This window comes from Pseudomonas sp. MS646 (assembly GCF_036693845.1).
GTDB classification, from domain to species: Bacteria; Pseudomonadota; Gammaproteobacteria; order Pseudomonadales; family Pseudomonadaceae; genus Aquipseudomonas; species Aquipseudomonas chlororaphis_E.
On sequence record NZ_CP144763.1, the window covers coordinates 5,575,360 to 5,596,531 of the forward strand.

Annotated in this window: 17 protein-coding genes; 12 read left to right on the forward strand and 5 right to left on the reverse strand. The window is 62.2% G+C overall.

The window, feature by feature from the left end:
* Positions 1 to 69 precede the first annotated feature (69 nt).
* Together V3H56_RS24740 and V3H56_RS24745 are read right to left on the reverse strand one after the other, a co-directional pair.
* Complete coding sequence (locus V3H56_RS24740) at positions 70 to 699, reverse strand: response regulator transcription factor (RefSeq protein WP_042730721.1); 630 nt, start codon at positions 697 to 699, stop codon at positions 70 to 72.
* A gap of 121 nt (positions 700 to 820) precedes the next feature.
* Positions 821 to 3,217, reverse strand: coding sequence for a transporter substrate-binding domain-containing protein (locus tag V3H56_RS24745; protein ID WP_338473958.1), 2,397 nt, complete (start codon positions 3,215 to 3,217; stop codon positions 821 to 823).
* 74 nt (positions 3,218 to 3,291) lie between these two features.
* On the opposite strand from V3H56_RS24745, the gene V3H56_RS24750 reads away from it, so the two are divergent.
* The gene (locus V3H56_RS24750; RefSeq protein WP_047735950.1) at positions 3,292 to 4,284 is read left to right on the forward strand and encodes an alpha/beta hydrolase family protein; all 993 of its coding nucleotides are present in this window, start codon (positions 3,292 to 3,294) and stop codon (positions 4,282 to 4,284) included.
* A 65-nt stretch (positions 4,285 to 4,349) separates the two neighbouring features.
* On the opposite strand, the gene V3H56_RS24755 is transcribed toward V3H56_RS24750, so the two are convergent.
* The 3 genes from V3H56_RS24755 to V3H56_RS24765 are packed head-to-tail and all read right to left on the reverse strand — an operon-like array spanning position 4,350 to position 6,812.
* Positions 4,350 to 5,117, reverse strand: a complete 768-nt coding sequence (locus V3H56_RS24755; protein WP_042730363.1) for a TerB family tellurite resistance protein — start codon at positions 5,115 to 5,117, stop codon at positions 4,350 to 4,352.
* Between the two features lies 1 nt (position 5,118).
* Positions 5,119 to 5,790, reverse strand: coding sequence for an N-acetylmuramate alpha-1-phosphate uridylyltransferase MurU (gene murU, locus V3H56_RS24760; RefSeq protein WP_123579678.1), 672 nt, complete (start codon positions 5,788 to 5,790; stop codon positions 5,119 to 5,121).
* Positions 5,787 to 6,812: a phosphotransferase gene (locus V3H56_RS24765; protein WP_338473959.1), complete on the reverse strand. Its 1,026-nt coding sequence runs from the start codon at positions 6,810 to 6,812 to the stop codon at positions 5,787 to 5,789. The genes murU and V3H56_RS24765 overlap by 4 nt, the downstream gene beginning before the upstream one ends.
* A 130-nt stretch (positions 6,813 to 6,942) precedes the next feature.
* Between V3H56_RS24765 and V3H56_RS24770 the strand changes: the two genes are divergently transcribed.
* The 11 genes from V3H56_RS24770 to V3H56_RS24820 all read left to right on the forward strand — a co-directional run bounded on the left by V3H56_RS24770 (position 6,943) and on the right by V3H56_RS24820 (position 21,034).
* The gene (locus V3H56_RS24770; RefSeq protein ID WP_042730366.1) at positions 6,943 to 9,741 is read left to right on the forward strand and encodes an LPS-assembly protein LptD; all 2,799 of its coding nucleotides are present in this window, start codon (positions 6,943 to 6,945) and stop codon (positions 9,739 to 9,741) included.
* Complete coding sequence (gene surA, locus V3H56_RS24775) at positions 9,722 to 11,038, forward strand: peptidylprolyl isomerase SurA (RefSeq protein ID WP_148049567.1); 1,317 nt, start codon at positions 9,722 to 9,724, stop codon at positions 11,036 to 11,038. Before V3H56_RS24770 ends, surA begins: the two co-directional genes overlap by 20 nt.
* The gene (gene pdxA, locus V3H56_RS24780) at positions 11,035 to 12,024 is read left to right on the forward strand and encodes a 4-hydroxythreonine-4-phosphate dehydrogenase PdxA (RefSeq protein WP_212803085.1); all 990 of its coding nucleotides are present in this window, start codon (positions 11,035 to 11,037) and stop codon (positions 12,022 to 12,024) included. Before surA ends, pdxA begins: the two co-directional genes overlap by 4 nt.
* On the forward strand, positions 12,021 to 12,839 hold the full coding sequence (rsmA, locus tag V3H56_RS24785; protein WP_047735947.1) for a 16S rRNA (adenine(1518)-N(6)/adenine(1519)-N(6))-dimethyltransferase RsmA: 819 nt from the start codon (positions 12,021 to 12,023) through the stop codon (positions 12,837 to 12,839). The genes pdxA and rsmA overlap by 4 nt, the downstream gene beginning before the upstream one ends.
* Positions 12,840 to 12,952: 113 nt before the next feature.
* Positions 12,953 to 13,333, forward strand: coding sequence for a Co2+/Mg2+ efflux protein ApaG (gene apaG / locus V3H56_RS24790; protein ID WP_042730369.1), 381 nt, complete (start codon positions 12,953 to 12,955; stop codon positions 13,331 to 13,333).
* Entirely contained in the window at positions 13,333 to 14,208 is an 876-nt protein-coding gene (locus tag V3H56_RS24795) for a symmetrical bis(5'-nucleosyl)-tetraphosphatase (RefSeq protein ID WP_047735946.1), read from the forward strand. Before apaG ends, V3H56_RS24795 begins: the two co-directional genes overlap by 1 nt.
* Before the next feature lie 31 nt (positions 14,209 to 14,239).
* Positions 14,240 to 14,569, forward strand: coding sequence for a thiosulfate sulfurtransferase GlpE (gene glpE / locus V3H56_RS24800; protein WP_042730371.1), 330 nt, complete (start codon positions 14,240 to 14,242; stop codon positions 14,567 to 14,569).
* Positions 14,570 to 14,869: 300 nt separating this feature from the next.
* On the forward strand, positions 14,870 to 16,792 hold the full coding sequence (locus V3H56_RS24805) for a PrkA family serine protein kinase (RefSeq protein WP_042730372.1): 1,923 nt from the start codon (positions 14,870 to 14,872) through the stop codon (positions 16,790 to 16,792).
* Positions 16,793 to 16,909: 117 nt separating this feature from the next.
* Positions 16,910 to 18,181 carry a YeaH/YhbH family protein gene (locus V3H56_RS24810; protein ID WP_003206179.1) on the forward strand — a complete coding sequence of 424 codons (1,272 nt, stop codon included), beginning with the start codon at positions 16,910 to 16,912 and terminating at the stop codon, positions 18,179 to 18,181.
* Positions 18,178 to 19,743: a SpoVR family protein gene (locus V3H56_RS24815; protein WP_042730373.1), complete on the forward strand. Its 1,566-nt coding sequence runs from the start codon at positions 18,178 to 18,180 to the stop codon at positions 19,741 to 19,743. The genes V3H56_RS24810 and V3H56_RS24815 overlap by 4 nt, the downstream gene beginning before the upstream one ends.
* Before the next feature lie 64 nt (positions 19,744 to 19,807).
* On the forward strand, positions 19,808 to 21,034 hold the full coding sequence (locus tag V3H56_RS24820) for a multifunctional CCA addition/repair protein (protein WP_338473960.1): 1,227 nt from the start codon (positions 19,808 to 19,810) through the stop codon (positions 21,032 to 21,034).
* Positions 21,035 to 21,172: the final 138 nt, after the last annotated feature.

Sequence of the window (21,172 nt, forward strand, 5' to 3'; positions counted from 1 at the left end):
CAACACTTCTATCGACTAATGCGCCGCCTTCGCGAGCAAGCTCGCTCCCACAGGGGAATCTGGTGAAGATTAGAGGAGTTTGTGTTCCATGGCGTACTTCACCAGCTCGGCCAGGGAAGTGATGTTGAGTTTCTGCATCAGCCGCGCCTTGTGGGTGCTGATGGTCTTGCTGCTCAGGGCCAGTTGTTGGGCGATGTCATTGACGTTTGCGCCTTGGGCCAGGCGCTCGAACACCGAGAATTCGCGCTCCGACAGCAGTGAGTGCAACGGGCGCGTGTCGGTCAGGCCGACTTCGAAAACCATCCGGTCCGCCAGTTCCGGGTCTATGTAGCGGCCGCCGGCCGCCACCTTGCGAATCGCCATGAGCAGCAAGGCCGGGTCGCTGTCCTTGGTCGCGTAGCCCGCGGCGCCGACTTTCAGGGCGCGAGCGGCCATTTGCGCCTCGTCGTGCATCGACAGCATCAGGATCGCGGGTGGATTGTTCAGCGCACGGATCCGCGGGATCGCCTCCAGGCCATTGACGCCCGGCATGGAAATATCCAGCAGCACGACCTCGCAAGGCACCTGGCGCAGGATATCGAGCAGTTGCTCGCCATTGCTTGCCTCACCCACCACCACCAGGTCCTTCGCCAGGCCGATCAACTGCTTGATGCCTTCGCGGACGATGGTGTGGTCTTCGGCTACCAGTACACGGATCACATTCTTCTCCAGATTCAGGATCTCATCGCGAGCGAGCTCGCTCCCACAAGGTTTGTGTACACCTCAATCAATGTGGGAGCGAGCTTGCTCGCGATAGTGTCAGCCCAGGCAACCCAAACCATCAGGCCTCCTCCAACGGCACCCATACCGCCAGTGTAGTCCCCTCCCCCGGGTGGCTTTCCAGGGACAACCGCCCGCCCATGATCAGCACCCGTTCACGCATGCCGACCAGGCCAAAGGATGTCGGCCGACCTGCCGCTGCGATGAATCCTACACCGTCGTCGCTGACGGTCAGACACAATTCATCGCCCTCGCGCACCAGCGTCAGTTCCACGGTATGCGCCTGGGCATGGCGCATCACGTTGGTCAGCGCCTCCTGGAGAATCCGGAACAGGCCAATGGCCTTGGCATCGCTCAGGGGTGGCAGATTGTCCGGCACCTGCACCAGGCACGGAATCTGCGTACGGGCCTCGAAGCGCCGGGCCTGCCATTCGATGGCCGAGGCGATGCCCGCGTCGAGGATCGGCGGACGCAACGCCGTCGCCACGTCCCGCACCAGCTGGAACAACTGGGCGATCAGGCGCTTCATGCTGTTGAGTCGTTCCTGAAGGCCTGGGTCCAGTTGCGCGTAGGCCAGTTCACACATGGAAGTTTCCAGCTTCAACACCGTCAGCATCTGGCCCAACTCGTCATGGACTTCCCGGGCGATGCGGGCCTTTTCCTCTTCCCGCACGCTTTCCAGGTGCGCCGACAACTCGCGCAACTGCTCCCGGGAGCTGGCCAGCTCCAACTCGATACGCTTGCTGTCGGTGATGTCCCAGACAATGCCGTCCCAGACGTAGGCGCCATCTTCCAGCCGCCGGGTGATCGCCTTGATCTCGGCCCAGCGCTCCTGGCCTTCGCGGGTCAGGATGCGGCCCTGCCACGACCAGTCGCTGTCGCTGTCCAGCGCCTGGTCCTGGGTGCGGTGGTAACTGGCCTTGTCCTGCGGATGCACCAGGCTGCGCAGCCCGGTGTCACTGCGGGCAAGGGTCGCGGGGGAATACCCCACCAGGCTCTCGCTGCCCTCGCTGATGTAGGCAAAATCGATCTGGCCGCTGCCCGGCGCCCGTTCCAGGCGAAACACCAGGCCCGGTACATTGGCGGCGATGCCTTGCAAGCGCGCCTCGCTTTCACGCAAGGCCGCCAGCGCGCGTCGACGCTCGGTCACGTCGTTGAGGTAGACCACCAGGTATTCGGCGTCGCGAAAGCGCAAAAAGCTCAACGACACGTCGGCCGGCAGGATACTGCCGTCGGCGCGCACGCATTCGGTCTCGAAACTCTGCGGCCCGTCCTCGCTGGCACGGGCGCGCTTCCACAGGTTCAGCCAGCGATCCATGTGCAGGCCCGGCTCGAAGTCGATCAAGGGGCGGTCGATGATGGCGCCGGGGGCATAGCCGAGCATGGTTTCGGCGGCGCGGTTGGCATAGCGCACGTGGCTGTCCCAATTGACCCAGAGGATGCCGACCGTGCTCTGGTCAATGGAAAACTGCGTCAGGCGCAAGGCCTCCTCGCTGGCCGCTCTCTGGGCGATGTCCTCGCGCGCGGCCCGCAGTCGCCGCTCCAACGCCCGTTGCTGGCGGCGCTGCCAGAAGACGATGGCGATGCAGCTCAATGACAAGGCCAGCATCAGCAGGGTGAGGTTCTGCCAGAAGCCCGGCGTCTCGGTCAGGCGCGGGTACTTGGGTTTGAGCCAGCGACTGTGCAGTTGCTCCAGCTCCTTGGCCGGAATCGCCTGCAAGCCGCTGTCGATGATCTCGGCCAGTTCCGGCCAGTCCCGGCGCGTGGCCACGCGCAGCAACTGCGGCAAGCCGATGTCGCCGACCACCACCAACCCGGCGAATTCCGGCTCCACCATCAGCCGGCCCAACTGCGCCTCGTCGACCACGGCGTAGCGGGCCTGTTGGCTGAGCAACAATTGCAGGGCCTCGCGCTCCACCGGCACGCCTTGAAGATTCAACATCGGGTAGGTGCTGCGCAAGTAATCCGCGGTGGCACTGGGCATGCGCACCGCCACGCGAACCTGAGCGTCGAGCTTTTCCAGTTCCACGCCCTCGGCGCCTTTCTGCTCACCGACGATCAATTGCGGCACGCGCATGTAAGGATCGGAAAACTGCCAGAGCCGAAGCCCGCTCGGGGACTGGGTAAGGCCAGGCGCGACATCCACCTCGCCGTCGCGCAGCGCCGCCTCCAGCTGTGCGGTGTCCTGGAAGTTGCGCCAGGTGAGTTCCACGTTCAACGCCTTGCCCAGCCACTGCATCAGCTCGACGTTGGTGCCGGACAAGCGTTGCAGGCGCCGGTCGTATTGCGCATAGGGCGCCTGCAACACCAGGCCGACCCGCAGTTGCGGATGTTGCGCCAGCCATTGGCGCTGCTGCGCATTGAGCGCGACCCCGTGCGTGGGCGGCGCGGGCGCGGCCCACGCCATCAAGGGAAGCCATAAACAGCCGATAACCCACAGGCAGCAAAAACGCATCATCGAAGTCTCATGCACTGACAAATACTGACCAACCCATTAGGCTGCCGGAACTACTTCTGGTCATGGAATATCCGATGCCCTCTGTTTACCGCCTGGCCTTGCCAGCATTGTGCCTGTCGCTGATCCTGCCGGGGTCCTTTTCTGCACAGGCCAGCGAACCGGCCCCCGCCGCTGCGGAGCAACCGGCCGAGAAGCCCGCCGAGCGCCAACCCCTGCTCGAGCGTAGCCAGGAAGAAGCCAGCGCCCTGGAACGAAAGGTGCCGTCCCAGGAACAGCAGCAACTGCAAGCCGGCAGCGACACCTTCCTGGCCCTCTGGAAACCGGCCAACAGCAGCGACCCGAAGGGCGCGGTCATCTTGGTCCCCGGCGCTGGAGAAACGGCTGACTGGCCGCAAGTCATCGGCCCGTTGCGCAAGAAACTGCCCGATGTAGCCTGGAGCAGCCTGAGTATCACCCTGCCCGACCTGCAAAGCGACGTGATCGCTCCACGCGTGGTGCAAACGCCCCCGGACATCAAACCGGCGGACACTGCCGCCGCAGCACCGGATGCCACCACGGCGGCACCGATCGAACAAGTGGCCGGGGGCGAAGCCGACGCGGCGGATCCGGCCGTCGCTGAGACCGGTGAAGAGCACGCCAAGGCCGATGCCGAGCGCATCTTCGCCCGCATCGATGCCGCCCTGGCCTTCGCCGAACAGCAGAGTGCACGCCACATCGTGCTGCTGGGCCATGGCACGGGGGCCTATTGGGCGGCGCGCTACCTCAATGAACGGCAGCCGCCGCAAGTCGAGCGCTTCGTGATGGTGGCCGCCCAGGCGCCAGTCGCCGCCAAGCCTGGCCTGGCCGAACTGACACCGACCTTGAAACTGGCGACCGCCGACCTCTTCTACATGGATAAGCCGCTGGACCGCAACGCGGCGCTGGAGCGTCTGCAGGCGAGCAAGCGCTTGAAAGACTCGACCTTCAGCCAGGTGGCCCTCAAGGCGCTGCCCAATTTCTCGGCAGACCAGGAGCAGCTGTTTCGTCGGGTACGCGGTTGGTTGAATCCGCAAAATGCGGGGCAATAGAAGCCTTTAGTCCATGACGAGAGAGCGAGCGCCCTCGTCATGGGGCCGTCACCGATCCTGCGGAACTAGCGAAAATCCCGTCGTTCCCGGATCAGCCGATAAGCGTTGTGCAGCTCCCGGGTCTTCTCGGTCGCTTCACGCACCTGCAACGGCGTGGCCCCGCTGCCGGCGATCTTGTCCGGGTGGTGGCGACTGAGCAGGCGTCGGTAGGCCCGCTTGATCTGCGACGGTTCGCTGGTGGCCGAAACCCCCAGCAGGCGCAGCGCCTCCTGATACGTCACGCCGCTTGTGGGCAGCGACAGTTTCTGCGGCTCGTAATCCGCCGCCAGCGCCTTGACCTGCTGCGGCGTCCAGCCTAGCCACTTGCCCCAACGGTCAATCAGTTCACGCTCGCTTTCACCCGCGCGACCGTCCGCCCAGACCATCCGCCAGCACGCGCGCAACACACCCTCGGCCGCATGGGGCTGGACAGCCAGGCGCCGCAGGTAGCCGCGCAACGGGACGTTTTGCGACTTGCCACGGTTGAATGCCGCGATGGCCCGGCGCTGCGCCGGCTCACTCAAATCCAGCGAGCGCATCTCCTGGCGAGCCTGCTGGATATGACCATCGACCACGCGTCCATCGCTTTTGGCCAACCGGCCCAGCAAGACAAACAACAGCTCATCGTTGCGCAGCGCCGGACGTCCGCCCAACCGCTCGCGCACCTGCGCCCAGTCGTGCAGGTTCAGGCGCCGGTCCAGCGCCTGCCCCAGCAACGCGCCGAGCATGGCCCCCGGAATGCTGGCTATGGCAAAGCCCGCCCCGGCTCCAATCAGAGTCCCTGGCCACCACATATCAACCGCTCGCTTCTATCAAGGTTTCGACCTGCGCCAAACGTTCGTGAGTACCGACATCGACCCAATGCCCTTGCAGGCGCTCCCCACTGACGCGCCCCTCGGCCATGGCCTTGCGCAGCAGGGGTGCCAGCCTGAATGCGCCCGCCGTGCAACCGTCGAACAGTGCCGGATGCAGGACCGCGATGCCGCTGTAGGTCAGTTTGTCGGCAGCGGCGCCCTCATCCTGAACCTTTCCATCGATCAGAATGAAATCGCCTTCCGGGTGATGCGCCGGGTTGTCCACCAGCACCAGGTGCGCCAGCCCTTCGAGCGGCTTGCGCAAGGCGCTGAAATCGTAGTCGGTCCAGACATCACCATTGACCACCACAAACGCGTCCTCGCCCAACAACGGCATCGCACGCAAGATACCGCCGCCGGTCTCCAGCGGTTCACCTTCAGGCGAGTAACGGATGCTCAGGCCAAAGCGAGCACCGTCTCCCAGGTGATCCTCGATCTGCTGGCCGAGCCAGGCGTGATTGATCACGATGTCGGTGAACCCGGCCTTCGCCAGGGCCCGCAGGTGGTATTCGATCAAGGGCACGCCGCCCGCGCGAATCAGCGGCTTGGGGGTGGTGAGCGTCAGGGGGCGCATGCGCTCGCCCTTGCCCGCCGCCAGGATCATCGCCTTCATGCCGTGGCTCCAGCCGATGGACGCAGGCTGCCGAGCAACTCGGCCAGGGGAGCCAGCTCGGGACGCCGGGCAACGACGGCTTCTATATAAGCGAAGAAGCGCGGCACATCGCCCAGGTAACGGGGCTTGCCGTCACGGTGGCAGATGCGCGCGAAGATCCCGATCACCTTGAGATGACGCTGCACGCCCATCAGGTCGCTGGCCCGCAGGAAATCCTCGAGCTGCGGCTGAACCGGGATGCCCAGGGCACCGGCCTGCTGCCAGTAGTCCTGCAGCCAACCGCGCACGCGTGCCTCGGGCCAACTGAGGAAGGCATCCTTGAACAGGCAGGTCACGTCGTAGGTGACGGGGCCGTAGACCGCATCCTGGAAGTCCAGCACACCGGGATTCGGCGTACTGAGCATCAGGTTGCGTGGCATGTAGTCGCGATGCACCAGCACCTTTGGCTGGGCCAGTGCGCTGTCGATCAGCAGGTCGCTGGCTTGCTGCCAGAGCTGCTGCTGGGCGCCATCGAACTCGATGCCCAGCTCACGCTTGACGTACCACTCGGGGAACAGCTCCAGCTCGCGACGCAGCAAGGCGACGTCGTAGCTCGGCAGGGGCGCCACCATGGGCAGTTGCTGGAAAGCCAACAAAGCCTGCAGGGCATCGCGGAATAAATCGTCGGCATTTTCGCCGTTGATCACATCCAGGTAGGTCTGATTGCCCAGGTCATTGAGCAAAAGAAAGCCACGTTCGAGGTCTTCGGCATAAATTTTTGGCACGTTGATGCCGGATTTCGCCAGCAAAAACGCGATATCCACGAACGGTTTGCAGTTTTCCTGGGGCGGTGGCGCGTCCATCACGATCAGGCTGCGGCCCTCGCCTTCCCAGCGGAAATAACGCCGGAAACTCGCGTCGCTGCTGGCCGCGGTCAATGTGGCCGGGGGTACGGCGCCCCAGCCCTCGCGGGCAAAAAGGATCGGCAGTTGTTCATCGAGCCACACTTTAAGGTGTTGCAGGCGTACATCTTGGTCGGGCATTGCAAGGGTCTCCGACGGCGCTAGCCGTCAAGCGGGTCATGCTTTATTATCCAGCATCTTTTTCAGACCATCGAGAGGCGTGCGGCCCACACCGCGGGCAGATGGCACGCAGGAAGCCCGGACTAATAAGATGGCATTGAAATCCCCCGCGTTTCGTAAAAAATTTCCGTTGCTGGTCACCGGCAGTCTGCTGGCCCTGCAACCCCTGGCCTCTTCATTCGTCGTCGCGGCGCAGCAGTATGACTGCTCCGTCTCCGCTTCGGGTGCCTGGGACTGTGCACCGAAGACACCGGCCGCGGCCTTACCGCCGCGTCCCGTGCATGACGGCAGCGCCGTTTCTTCCAGCAGCGATGCGCCGGCCGAAAGCGGCTCGGTCGAACAGGCCGGTGAGAAACCGATGCTTGTCACTGAAGCCAAGGGCCGCGGCCTGAAGTCGCGCAGTGAAGACTACAGCCATCTGGATTGGGTTCCACGGGAGAACCTCACCCCGGCGCAATTGGCTGAAACCGGCCCTTATTGCTCCGGCGCCTATATCGAACCGTCTCGCCCTGGCATGAACGACAAGACCGCCAAGAGCGACGCCCCGACCTTCCTCGGCGCCAAGGCCTCCCGCTATGAGCAGGAACAGCAAGTGGCGACCCTGGCCGGTGACGTGGTCATGCGCCAGGGCAGCATGCAGGTCGAGGCCGACGAGGCCAGCCTGTACCAGGCCGAGAACCGTGGCGAGCTGAGCGGCAATGTGCGTGTTCGCGACAACGGTGCACTGATCGTCGGCGACCACGCCGATGTGCAGTTGGACACCGGCGAAGCCAAGGTCGACAACGCCGAATACGTGATGCACAAGTCACGCATCCGCGGTAACGCCCTGTACGCCAAGCGCGCCGAGAACGCGATCATCCGCCTTAAGGACGGCACGTACACCACATGTGAACCGAACAGCAACGCCTGGACGCTCAAGGGCAACAACATCACCCTGAACCCGGCCACCGGCTTCGGTACCGCGACCAACGTGACCCTGCGGGTCAAGGACTTCCCGGTCCTGTACACGCCGTACATCTACTTCCCGATCGACGACCGTCGCCAGTCCGGCTTCCTGCCGCCGACCATCGGCAGCGGCAGCGACACCGGCTTCCTGCTGGTCACCCCGTACTACTTCAACCTGGCGCCGAACTACGACGCCACGTTGTACCCGCGCTACATGAGCAAGCGCGGCCTGTTGATGGAAGGCGAATTCCGCTACCTGACCAAGTCCAGCGAAGGTCAGTTCGGTGCCGCCTACCTCAACGACGAAGACGACGATCGCAGCAAGCAGACCGACTACAGCAAGACCCGCTACATGTACAACTGGCAGCACAAGGGTGGTCTGGATTCGCGCATAGCGACTGAAGTCGACTACACCAAACTCAGCGACCCCTACTACTTCCAGGATTTGCAGAGCGACCAGATCGGTGTCGAGTCCCGGGACTACGTGAACCAGCAGGGCGCTGTCAGCTACCGGGGTGACACGTATACGGCACGTTTGAATGTCCAGGCCTATCAGATGGCCACGATCTCGAACATCACACCGTACGATCGCCTGCCGCAGATCACCTTCAATGGTGCACTGCCGCAGCATCCGGGCGGCTTGGATTTCGCTTACAACACGGAATTCGTGCGCTTTGATCGTGACTTGCGGACTGGGGACTACACGAACGAGGACGGCACCACCGATCCATTCCTGGACACAAACGTCCGAGGATTGGCCCGCGCCAACGGCGATCGGATGAACCTGGCCCCTGTCATCAGCCTGCCAATGAACGCAAGCTACGGGTACATCAAGCCATCGCTCAAGTACCAATACACCCAGTATGACCTGGACCTGGACAATCGCGGCAAAGCGGATATCGCCGCGCAAACTGCCGAAGGCGACCGTCTGAACGGCACCTATAGCCGCAACCAAAGCCGTGCCGTGCCAATCGCCAGCATCGACAGCGGCCTGTACTTCGACCGCGATACCCAGTGGTTCGGCAAGAACTACCGCCAGACCCTGGAACCGCGTCTGTTCTACCTCTATGTGCCGGAGAAGGATCAAAGCGACATTCCAGTCTTCGACACCAGCGAAAGCACCTTCAACTACTCGTCGCTGTTCCGGGACAACCGCTTCACCGGCTCCGACCGTGTCGGCGACGAGAACAAGTTGTCCCTGGGCGTGACCAACCGCTGGATCCAGGAAGACGGCTTCGAGCGTCAACGCATCAGCGTCGGCCAGGCCTTCTACTTCAAGGATCGCGAGGTCCAGCTGCCGGGCATCGACTTCAGGACGCGTGAAGATGCTCATTCCAGCGTTTCGCCTTACGCCCTGGAATACGAATACCGCTGGAACCGCGACTGGCGCACCACGGCCGACTACAACTGGGACCCGGACACCCACAGCCCTCGCTCGGGCAGTGCGATGTTCCACTACCAGCCGGAAGACAACCCGAACAAGGTCATCAACGCCGGTTACCGTTATCGTAACGACCAGATCCGCTACGACCAGAACACCGGTCAGTGGTCCGTGGGCGGCGGCGACTACGGCACGCCGGGCCAGCCTGGCTACGTGAAGGACTACTACAAGATCAAGCAGCACGACTTCTCGGTCATCTGGCCGATCGTGCCGCAGTGGAACGCGATCAGCCGTTGGCAGTATGACTACAACCGCAATCGTACCCTGGAAGCCTTTGGTGGTTTCGAATACGACAACTGCTGCTGGAAACTGCGCCTGATCAACCGTTACTGGGTCGACTATGAAGAATTCAGTCAAGCTGCCCCTGAAAACGAAAAAGGCGACCACGGCGTCTTCCTCCAAATTGTTCTGAAGGGACTCGGCGGCCTCACCGGCGCCAAGGTAGAGAGCTTCCTCGACAAAGGCATCCAAGGTTATCGTGAACGTGAAGACCAAGCTTTCTGATTGTCTGCGCCCGCTGATGCTGGGCGCACTGTTCCTGGGTACCGCGGCCAACGCCGCGGTTCAATCCATCGACAAAGTGGTGGCCATCGTCGACAACGACGTGGTCATGCAGAGCCAACTGGACCAACGCGTCCATGAAGTACAGCAAACCATCGCCAAGCGCGGTGGCGGCCTGCCGCCTCCGGGCGTGTTGGACCAACAAGTGCTGGAACGCCTGATCGTCGAGAACCTGCAACTGCAGATCGGCGAACGCTCCGGCATCCGCATCACCGATGAAGAGCTGAACCAGGCCGTCGGCACCATTGCCCAGCGCAACAACATGAGCCTGGAGCAATTCCGCGCCGCCCTGGCCCGTGACGGTCTCTCCTACGAGGACGCCCGCGACCAGATCCGTCGCGAGATGATCATCAGCCGCGTGCGCCAGCGCCGCGTGGCCGAGCGCATCCAGGTGTCCGAGCAGGAAGTGAAGAACTTCCTCGCCTCCGACCTGGGCAAGATGCAGCTTTCCGAAGAACTGCACCTGGCCAACATCCTGATCCCGACCCCGGAAAGCGCCAACTCCGAAGCCATTCAGAGTGCTTACCGCCAGGCCATGGACGTTTACCAGCAACTCAAGCAAGGCGCTGACTTCGGCCAGATGGCCGTCGCCCGCTCCGGCAGCGAAAACGCCCTGGAAGGCGGCGACATGGGCTGGCGCAAGCCTGCTCAACTGCCACCACCGTTCGACCGTGAGCTGAGTGCCATGGCCGTCGGCGATATCACCCAGCCAGCACGTACGCCCGGCGGTTTCATCATCCTCAAGGTGTTGGAAAAACGCGGTGGCGGCACCCAGGTTCGTGACGAAGTGCATGTCCGCCACATCCTGATCAAGCCAAGCGAGATTCGCAGCGAAGCCGAGACCAAGCGTCTGGCGGAAAAACTCTACGACCGCATCGAAGCGGGCGAAGACTTCGCCGAGCTGGCCAAGAGCTTCTCGGAAGACCCGGGTTCGGCCCTCAATGGCGGCGACCTCAACTGGGTCGATCCGAATGCCCTGGTGCCCGAGTTCCGCCAGGTCATGGCCGAAACGCCGCAAGGCCAACTGTCCAAGCCGTTCAAGAGCCCCTATGGCTGGCACGTTCTGGAAGTCCTTGGCCGCCGCGCCACCGACAGCACCACCCAGGCCCGTGAACAGCAGGCAATGACTGTGCTGCGCAACCGCAAATACGACGAAGAGCTGCAAACCTGGCTGCGTCAGATTCGCGACGAAGCCTATGTCGAGATCAAACTCCCTGGTGCAGACCAGGCAGCGCAGTGAAACCCAAGCGTTTCGCGCTGACCCCCGGCGAGCCTGCCGGCATCGGTCCCGACCTGTGCCTGCTGCTCGCCTCGCAGCCCCAGCCACACCCCCTGATTGCCATCACCAGCCGCGACCTGCTCCTTGAGCGGGCCGCGCAACTGGGGGTGGTCGTCGACCTGTTGTCGGTGACGCCGCAGGCCTGGCCGGACGTCCCGGCGCCCGCCAACAGCCTGTATGTCTGGGACACGCCGCTGGGTGCCCCGGTCATCACCGGCCAGTTGGAAAAAGCCAACGCCGCCTTCGTCCTGCAAACCCTGACCCGCGCCGGCCAAGGCTGCCTGGACGGGGATTTCGCCGGCATGATCACGGCCCCGGTGCACAAGGGCGTGATCAACGAATCAGGCATCGCCTTTTCCGGCCATACCGAATTTCTGGCGGACCTGACCCACACCGCGCAAGTGGTGATGATGCTCGCGACCCGCGGCCTGCGCGTGGCCCTGGTGACCACTCACCTGCCCCTGCGGGATATCGCCGACGCAATCACCGCCGAACGCCTGGAGCGGGTCACACGCATCCTGCACGCTGACCTGCAGGAAAAATTCGGCATCGCCCGGCCACGCATCCTCGTCTGCGGGCTCAACCCCCACGCCGGCGAAGGCGGACACCTGGGTCGTGAAGAAATCGACATCATAGAACCCACATTGGAACGCCTGCGCAGCGAGGGCATGAATCTGCATGGCCCGCTGCCGGCCGACACTCTGTTTACCCCCAAATATCTGGAGCACTGCGACGCAGTGCTGGCGATGTACCACGACCAGGGCCTGCCGGTGCTGAAGTACAAAGGCTTCGGCGCTGCGGTCAACGTGACCCTGGGCTTGCCGATCATCCGCACCTCCGTGGACCACGGCACCGCCCTGGACCTGGCCGGCAGCGGCAAGATCGACACCGGCAGCCTGCAAGTCGCGCTGGAAACCGCCTACCAGATGGCCGAGACCCATTTATGACCGAGCAATACCAACACCGCGCGCGCAAGCGCTTCGGCCAGAACTTCCTGCACGACGCCGGCGTGATCGATCGCATCCTGCGCTCCATCAATGCCAAGCCCGACGATCGCATGCTGGAAATCGGCCCGGGCCAGGGCGCCCTGACCGAAGGCCTGCTGGGCAGCGGCGCGCAACTCGACGTGGTGGAACTGGACAAGGACCTGGTGCCGATCCTCAACCAGCAGTTCGCCGGCAAGAGCAATTTCAGCCTGCACCAGGGCGACGCGCTGAAGTTCGACTTCAACAGCCTGAACGCCGCGCCGAACAGCCTGCGGGTGGTGGGTAACCTGCCATACAACATCTCCACACCGCTGATCTTCCACCTGCTGAGCAACGCCGGCCTGATCCGCGACATGCACTTCATGCTGCAGAAAGAAGTGGTCGAGCGCCTGGCCGCAGGGCCTGGCGGTGGCGATTGGGGTCGCCTGTCGATCATGGTCCAGTACCATTGCCGGGTCGAACACCTGTTCAACGTCGGCCCTGGGGCATTCAACCCGCCGCCGAAAGTCGATTCGGCCATTGTCCGCCTGGTCCCGCACGCAGTCCTGCCGCACCCGGCCAAGGACCATCGCCTGCTTGAGCGGGTGGTGCGCGAAGCGTTCAACCAGCGCCGCAAAACCCTGCGCAACACCTTGAAACTGTTGCTCAGCAGCGCCGAGATCGAAGCCGCCGGTGTCGACGGCAGCCTGCGGCCCGAGCAGTTGGACCTGGCGGCTTTCGTGCGCCTTGCCGACAAGCTCAGCGAACAGGTCGCCTCCAAAGCCGATGCCAGCTAACGGACGATGAGCGCTATCGGGTGGGACGTCGCTCTGGCCTACTACCCGATACTTGGCCTAGACTGATCCCCTCAGTCACGCCCGCGTCCCGCTTCGTTTTTAAGGCCTCTTGCATGTCCGATCCTCGTTATCAGGTCGACGTCAGCGTCACCACCCGCTTCCTGGCAGAACAATCGCAACCCGAGCACAACCGTTTTGCCTTCGCCTACACCATCACCGTGCGCAATAACGGTTCGCTACCGGCCAGGCTGCTGTCGCGGCACTGGGTCATCACCGACGGCGACGGCCATGTCGAGGAAGTCCGTGGCGAGGGCGTGGTCGGCCAGCAACCGCTGATCGACGCCGGCAAGAGCCACAACTACAGCAGCGGCACCGTGATGACGACTCGCGTCGGCACCATGCAAGGCACCTACCAGATGCTCGCCGAAGACGGCCAGCGCTTCGATGCCATCATCAAGCCCTTTCGCCTGGCGGTGCCCGGAGCCCTGCACTGATGGCCACTTATGCGGTGGGTGACCTGCAAGGTTGCCTCGACCCGCTCAAGTGCCTGCTGGAACGGGTTGCGTTCGACCCCCAGAAAGACACGCTGTGGCTGGTGGGTGACCTGGTCAACCGCGGCCCGCAATCGCTCGAAACACTGCGCTTTCTCTACAGCATCCGCCAGTCGCTGGTGTGCGTGCTCGGCAACCACGACCTGCACTTGCTGGCGGCCTGGCAGAACATCGAGCGGCTGAAAAAATCCGACACCCTGGACGAAATACTCGCAGCGCCCGATTGCGTCGAATTGCTGGAGTGGCTGCGCCTGCAAAAGCTCATGCACTATGACGAGCAGCGCAACCTGGCGTTGGTCCATGCCGGGCTTGCGCCCCAGTGGTCCCTGCGCAAGGCGCTCAAGTGCGCCGCCGAAGTCGAGCAAGCGTTGCGCGACGACAACCTGTTCGGCCCCTACCTCGACGGCATGTACGGCAACGAGCCGGTCAAGTGGGACAACGATCTCACCGGAGCGGCCCGCCTGCGGGTCATCACCAACTACTTCACCCGCATGCGGTTCTGCACCGCCGAAGGCAAGCTCGACCTCAAGGGCAAGGAAGGCATCGAGACGGCGCCTCCCGGCTACGCGCCCTGGTTCAAGCACAAGACGCGCAAGACCCGGAACCTGAAGATAATCTTCGGTCACTGGGCGGCGCTGGAAGGCCAATGCGACGAACCCGGCGTCTACGCGCTCGATACAGGGTGCGTATGGGGCGGCGCAATGACCCTGATGAATGTCGACACCGGCGAACAACTGCGTTGCGATTGCGACGATCAGGGCCACGCCACAACCCACCTTCCGACCACCGCATCACAGCCAGCCGGCGCGGCCCCATGACCAGCGCCGGATCGGGCCACAGGAGTTCCCCATGACCGAATTCAAACGCATCCCCCCGGAACAGGCCCAGGCCTTGCGCGAGCAAGGCGCGGTGGTCGTCGATGTCCGTGACCCTGCCACCTTTGCCGCGCTGCACATCAGCGGCTCCCGGCATCTGGACAACCATTCCATCGCCGACTTCATCCGCGGCGCCGACCTCGACGCGCCGACCGTGGTGGTCTGCTACCACGGCAACTCCAGCCAGAGCGCAGCCGCCTATCTGGTCAGCCAGGGCTTCAGTGACGTCTACAGCCTGGACGGTGGTTTCGAGTTGTGGCGTGCGACTTTTCCGACAGAAACGACACAAGACACCCACGAATAATTTTTTATGTCGCCAGAGCCCGCGTGATCCGCGGGCTTGAGCGGTGGCGGACGAACGGTCGGCCATAACTAATTACGTATTGCGCCTTTACCTTTCCCATTCCGAACTATCCTTAGCCTCAGGCCATCCAAAACAGGGGAGAGCCGGTACACCGGCGCACGGGTAATCGGGAGTAAGCTTTCAGGGAGCCTGCATGCCTGGAAGCATTCTGGGGGGTAAACGGCCACTGGGTTCCCAGCGGCTGTCCAGCAACGACTGATTGATCCGACACCGGCTCCACGTATCGAGCGAGGTGACGTCATGAGTATTTTTAGCCACTTCCAGCAACGTTTCGAGTCCACGCGGCAGGAGGAATACTCGCTGCAGGAATACCTCGAACTCTGCAAGCAGGACCGCAGCGCCTACGTATCGGCTGCGGAGCGTCTGTTGCTGGCAATCGGAGAACCGGAACTGCTGGACACCTCGACCAACTCGAGGCTCTCGCGAATCTTCTCCAACAAGGTGATTCGCCGCTATCCAGCCTTTGCAGACTTCCACGGGATGGAAGAATGCATCGAGCAGATCGTGTCCTATTTCCGCCACGCCGCCCAAGGCCTGGAAGAGAAGAAACAGATTCTTTACCTGCTCGGCCCCGTAGGTGGCGGTAAATCGTCCCTGGCCGAGAAACTCAAGCAATTGATGGAAAAGGTGCCCTTCTACGCCATCAAGGGCTCGCCGGTGTTCGAATCGCCCCTGGGGCTGTTCAATGCCACCGAGGACGGCGCCATCCTCGAGGAAGACTTCGGCATCCCACGCCGCTACCTCAATACCATCATGTCGCCATGGGCCACCAAGCGCCTGGCCGAATTCGGCGGTGACATCAGCCAGTTCCGGGTGGTCAAGCTCTACCCCTCGATCCTTAACCAGATCGCGGTGGCCAAGACCGAGCCGGGCGATGAAAACAACCAGGACATTTCGGCGCTGGTCGGCAAGGTTGATATCCGCAAGCTGGAAGAATTCCCGCAGAACGACGCCGACGCCTACAGCTACTCGGGCGCATTGTGCCGGGCCAACCAGGGCCTGATGGAATTCGTCGAGATGTTCAAGGCGCCCATCAAGGTCCTGCACCCGCTGCTCACCGCCACCCAGGAAGGCAACTACAACAGCACCGAGGGCCTGGGGGCGATTCCGTTTACCGGCATCCTGCTGGCCCACTCCAACGAATCGGAATGGCACACCTTCCGCAACAACAAGAACAACGAGGCCTTCATCGACCGGATCTACATCGTCAAGGTGCCGTACTGCCTGCGGGTGACCGATGAGGTGAAGATCTACGACAAGCTGCTGTTCAACAGCTCGCTGTCCAAGGCCCATTGCGCCCCCGACACCTTGAAGATGCTGGCCCAGTTCACGGTGCTGTCGCGCCTCAAGGAACCGGAGAACTCCAACATCTACTCCAAGATGCGCGTGTACGACGGTGAAAACCTCAAGGACACCGATCCAAAGGCCAAGTCGATCCAGGAATACCGCGACAACGCGGGCGTCGACGAAGGGATGAACGGGCTCTCCACGCGCTTCGCGTTCAAGATCCTATCCAAGGTCTTCAACTTCGACCCCCATGAGATCGCCGCCAACCCGGTCCACCTGCTGTACGTGCTGGAACAGCAGATCGAACAGGAACAGTTCCAGGCCGAAACCCGCGAGCGCTACCTGCGCTTCCTCAAGGAATACCTGGCGCCGCGCTACATCGAGTTCATCGGCAAGGAAATCCAGACCGCATACCTGGAGTCCTACAGCGAGTATGGCCAGAACATCTTCGACCGCTATGTGCTGTACGCGGACTTCTGGATCCAGGACCAGGAATATCGCGACCCGGAAACCGGCGAGATCCTCAATCGCGTCGCCCTGAACGAGGAGCTGGAGAAAATCGAAAAACCGGCTGGCATCAGCAATCCGAAGGATTTCCGCAACGAAATCGTCAACTTCGTACTGCGCGCCCGGGCCAACAACAATGGCAAGAACCCCACCTGGCTCAGCTATGAGAAGCTGCGGGTGGTTATCGAGAAGAAAATGTTCTCCAACACCGAGGACTTGCTACCGGTCATCAGCTTCAACGCCAAGGCCAGCAAGGAGGACCAGCAAAAACACAACGACTTCGTCACACGCATGGTCGAACGTGGCTACACCGACAAACAGGTACGGCTGCTCTCCGAGTGGTACCTGCGGGTCCGCAAATCGCAGTAAAACAGCTGCAAGCCACAAGCTACAAGCTGCAAGGAGAAGCGCGTTAGCCCTGGCAACCGGGTAACTGCTTCTACTTGAAGCTTGTAGCTCATCACTTGAAGCTGCCCGGAGGGCCCCATGAGCTATGTGATCGACCGACGCCTTAACGGCAAGAACAAGAGCACGGTGAACCGCCAGCGGTTTCTGCGGCGCTACCGTGACCACATCAAGAAGGCCGTCGAAGAGGCGGTCAGCCGGCGTTCCATTACCGACATGGAACACGGCGAGCAGATCAGCATTCCCGGTCGCGACATCGATGAACCGGTGCTTCACCACGGCCGTGGTGGCAAGCAGACCGTCGTGCATCCCGGCAACAAGGAATTCACCAGCGGCGAGCACATCCCCCGGCCACAGGGCGGCGGCGGTGGCAAGGGGCCCGGCAAGGCGGGGAACTCCGGCGAAGGCATGGATGAGTTCGTGTTCCAGATCACCCAGGAGGAATTCCTGGAGTTCATGTTCGAAGACCTGGAACTGCCCAACCTGGTCAAGCGCAACCTGACCGGCACCGATACCTTCAAGACCGTGCGCGCCGGTATCAGCAACGAAGGCAACCCGTCACGCATCAACATCATCCGCACCCTGCGCTCCGCCCACGCCCGGCGCATCGCACTGTCGGGCAGCAGCCGCGCCAAGCTGCGCGAAGCCAAGGAAGAGCTGGCCCGCCTGAAGCGCGAGGAGCCGGACAACTTCGGTGACATCCAGGACCTGGAAGCGGAAATCGAAAAACTCAGTGCGCGCATCCACCGCGTGCCGTTCCTCGACACCTTCGACCTCAAGTACAACCTGCTGGTGAAACAGCCCAATCCCAGCTCCAAGGCGGTGATGTTCTGCCTGATGGACGTGTCCGGTTCCATGACCCAGGCCACCAAGGACATCGCCAAGCGTTTCTTCATCCTGTTGTACCTGTTCCTGAAGCGCAATTACGACAAGATCGACGTAGTGTTCATCCGCCACCACACCAGCGCCCGGGAAGTCGACGAGGAAGAATTCTTCTATTCCAGGGAAACCGGCGGCACCATCGTTTCCAGCGCCCTGAAGCTGATGCAGGAAATCATGGCCGAACGCTACCCGGCCAACGAGTGGAACATCTACGCGGCCCAGGCGTCGGACGGCGACAACTGGAACGACGATTCGCCGATCTGCCGCGACATCCTGATCAACCAGATCATGCCGTTCGTCCAGTACTACACCTATGTGGAAATCACACCACGGGAACACCAGGCCTTGTGGTATGAATACGAACGGATTGCCGAAGCGTTTTCCGACACATTTGCCCAACAGCAACTGGTCTCGGCCGGGGATATCTACCCGGTCTTCCGTGAACTCTTCCAGCGCAGGTTAGTGACATGACCGCCAAAAAAGAGCAGAAGCGCCAGCCCATCTCCACCGGCTCCGAATGGACGTTCGAGCTGATCCAGGCCTACGACCGCGAAATCAGCCGTATCGCGGACCGCTATGCCCTCGACACCTACCCGAACCAAATCGAGGTGATCACCGCCGAGCAGATGATGGACGCCTACGCGTCGGTCGGCATGCCGCTGGGTTATCACCACTGGTCCTACGGCAAGCATTTCCTCAGCACCGAGAAGTCCTACAGCCGAGGCCAGATGGGGTTGGCCTATGAAATCGTGATCAACTCGGACCCGTGCATCGCCTACCTGATGGAAGAAAACACCATCTGCATGCAGGCGTTGGTGGTCGCCCACGCCTGCTACGGGCACAACAGCTTCTTCAAGGGCAACTACCTGTTCCGCACCTGGACCGACGCCAGTTCGATCATCGATTACCTGGTGTTTGCCAAGCAGTACATCATGCAATGCGAGGAGCGCCACGGCATCGATGCCGTGGAAGACTTGCTGGATTCCTGCCACGCCCTGATGAACTACGGCGTGGACCGCTACAAGCGCCCGTATCCGATTTCCGCCGAAGAAGAGCGCCGGCGCCAGAAGGATCGCGAAGAGCACTTGCAGAAGCAGATCAACGATCTGTGGCGCACCATTCCCAAGGGCGCGGACAAGTACAACGAGAAAGACAACGCGCGGTTCCCAGCAGAGCCCCAGGAGAACATCCTCTACTTCATTGAAAAACACGCGCCGCTGCTGGAGCCGTGGCAGCGGGAAATCGTGCGCATCGTGCGCAAGATCGCCCAGTATTTTTATCCACAACGCCAGACCCAGGTCATGAACGAAGGCTGGGCGACCTTCTGGCACTACACCCTGATGAACGACCTGTACGATGAAGGCCTGGTCACCGACGGCTTCATGATGGAGTTCCTGACGTCCCACACCAGCGTGGTATTCCAGCCCGGCTTCGACAGCCCGTACTACAGCGGCATCAACCCTTACGCCTTGGGCTTTGCCATGTACCGCGACATCCGGCGCATGTGCGAGGACCCTACCGAAGAGGATCGCCGCTGGTTCCCCGAAATCGCCGGCTCGGACTGGCTATCGACGATCAAGTTCGCCATGAGCAGCTTCAAGGACGAAAGCTTCATCCTGCAGTACCTGTCGCCCAAGGTGATCCGCGACCTGAAGCTGTTCAGCATCCTCGATGACGACCAGAAGGACGACCTGCTGGTGCCGGCCATCCACGACGAAAGCGGCTATCGCATCATCCGCGAAACCCTGGCGGCGCAATACAATCTGGGCAATCGCGAGCCCAATGTGCAGATCTACAGCATCGACCGCCGTGGCGATCGCTCCCTGACCCTGCGACACCAGGCCCACAACCGCAAACCGTTGGGCGATTCCACCGACGAGGTGCTCAAGCACTTGCATCGCCTCTGGGGCTTCGACATTCACCTGGAAACCCTGCAGGGCGACCAAGTGATGAAAACCCACCATGTGCCGCCCCGCAACGAACAAGGCGAAGGGGACTACGGCCGCCTGGACCTGGCCGTCGTCCATCTCTGATCCCGTTTTCACCTCCGGAAGTCCGACGTAAAGGGTTATCCTGTCGGGCCAACGGAGGTTTTTTATGCAGATCTACAAAGTCGGCGGCGCGGTGCGCGACCGCTTGCTGGGCATTCCCATCACTGACGTCGACCGAGTCGTGGTAGGGGCCACTGCCGACGAAATGCTCGCCAGGGGGTTTCGCCCCGTGGGAGCCGATTTTCCGGTGTTCCTCGACCCGAAGACGGGCGAGGAATACGCCCTTGCCCGCACCGAACGCAAGAGCGGTCGGGGCTACGGCGGCTTCGTGTTTCATGCCAGTCCCGAGGTCACCCTCGAAGAAGACCTGATCCGCAGGGACTTGACGATCAACGCCATGGCCGAGGATGACCACGGCAACCTGACCGATCCATACCACGGCCAGCAAGACCTTGAAGCCCGCATACTGCGCCACGTTTCCCCCGCATTCGCCGAAGATCCGCTCCGTGTCCTGCGCGTCGCCCGCTTTGCCGCGCGATACGCGCCGCTGGGTTTCAAAGTGGCGGAGCAGACCCTCGGGCTAATGCGCCAGCTCAGCGAATCCGGAGAGCTCGAAGCGTTGACGCCCGAGCGCAGCTGGAAGGAAATTTCCCGGGCACTCATGGAAGACCAACCACAGGTGTTCATCCAGGTACTACGCGACTGCACCGCCCTCAAGGTCTTGATGCCCGAAGTCGATGCGCTGTTCGGCGTCCCCCAGCCCGAAGCCCATCACCCGGAAATCGACACCGGCATCCACACCCTGGGCGTGCTGGAGCAGGCCGCCCGTCACAGCCAACCGCTGACCGTGCGCTGGGCTTGCCTGCTCCATGACCTGGGGAAAGGCCTGACACCCGAACACGAATGGCCCCGCCACATCGCCCATGAACACAAGGGGCTGAAGCTGATCAAGGCCGTCAACGAGCGCTTCAAGGTGCCGCGCGACTGCCAGGAACTGGCGCTATTGGTGGGGCATTATCACACTCACGGTCATCGCGCGCTGGAGTTGAAGGCATCCACGCTGCTCGAACTGCTGCAAAGCTTTGATGTGTACCGTCGGCCCCAGCGCTTTGAAGAGTTCATTGCGGCCTGCGAGATGGACGCGCGAGGACGCAAAGGGTTTGAGCAGCGCAGTTATCCACAGGCTGACTATCTGCGAGGGGCCGCGGCGGCGGCTCGCGGGGTGGCGGTCCAGCCCTTGCTGGAAAAAGGCTTCAAGGGCCCGGAACTGGGCGAGGCGATCAAGCGCGAGCGGCTCAGGGCGTTGAAGGCGTACAAGGACGCGGCGAGCTGAGGGAAGTGGTGTATCAGTTGAATCTCTAGCAGATGTACGCCGCCATCGCGAGCAAGCCCGCTCCCACAAGAGGATCTGCGGCAAAGCCAAACGCCGTGGACACTACGCATCGCTGTGGGAGCGAGTTTGCTCGCGATG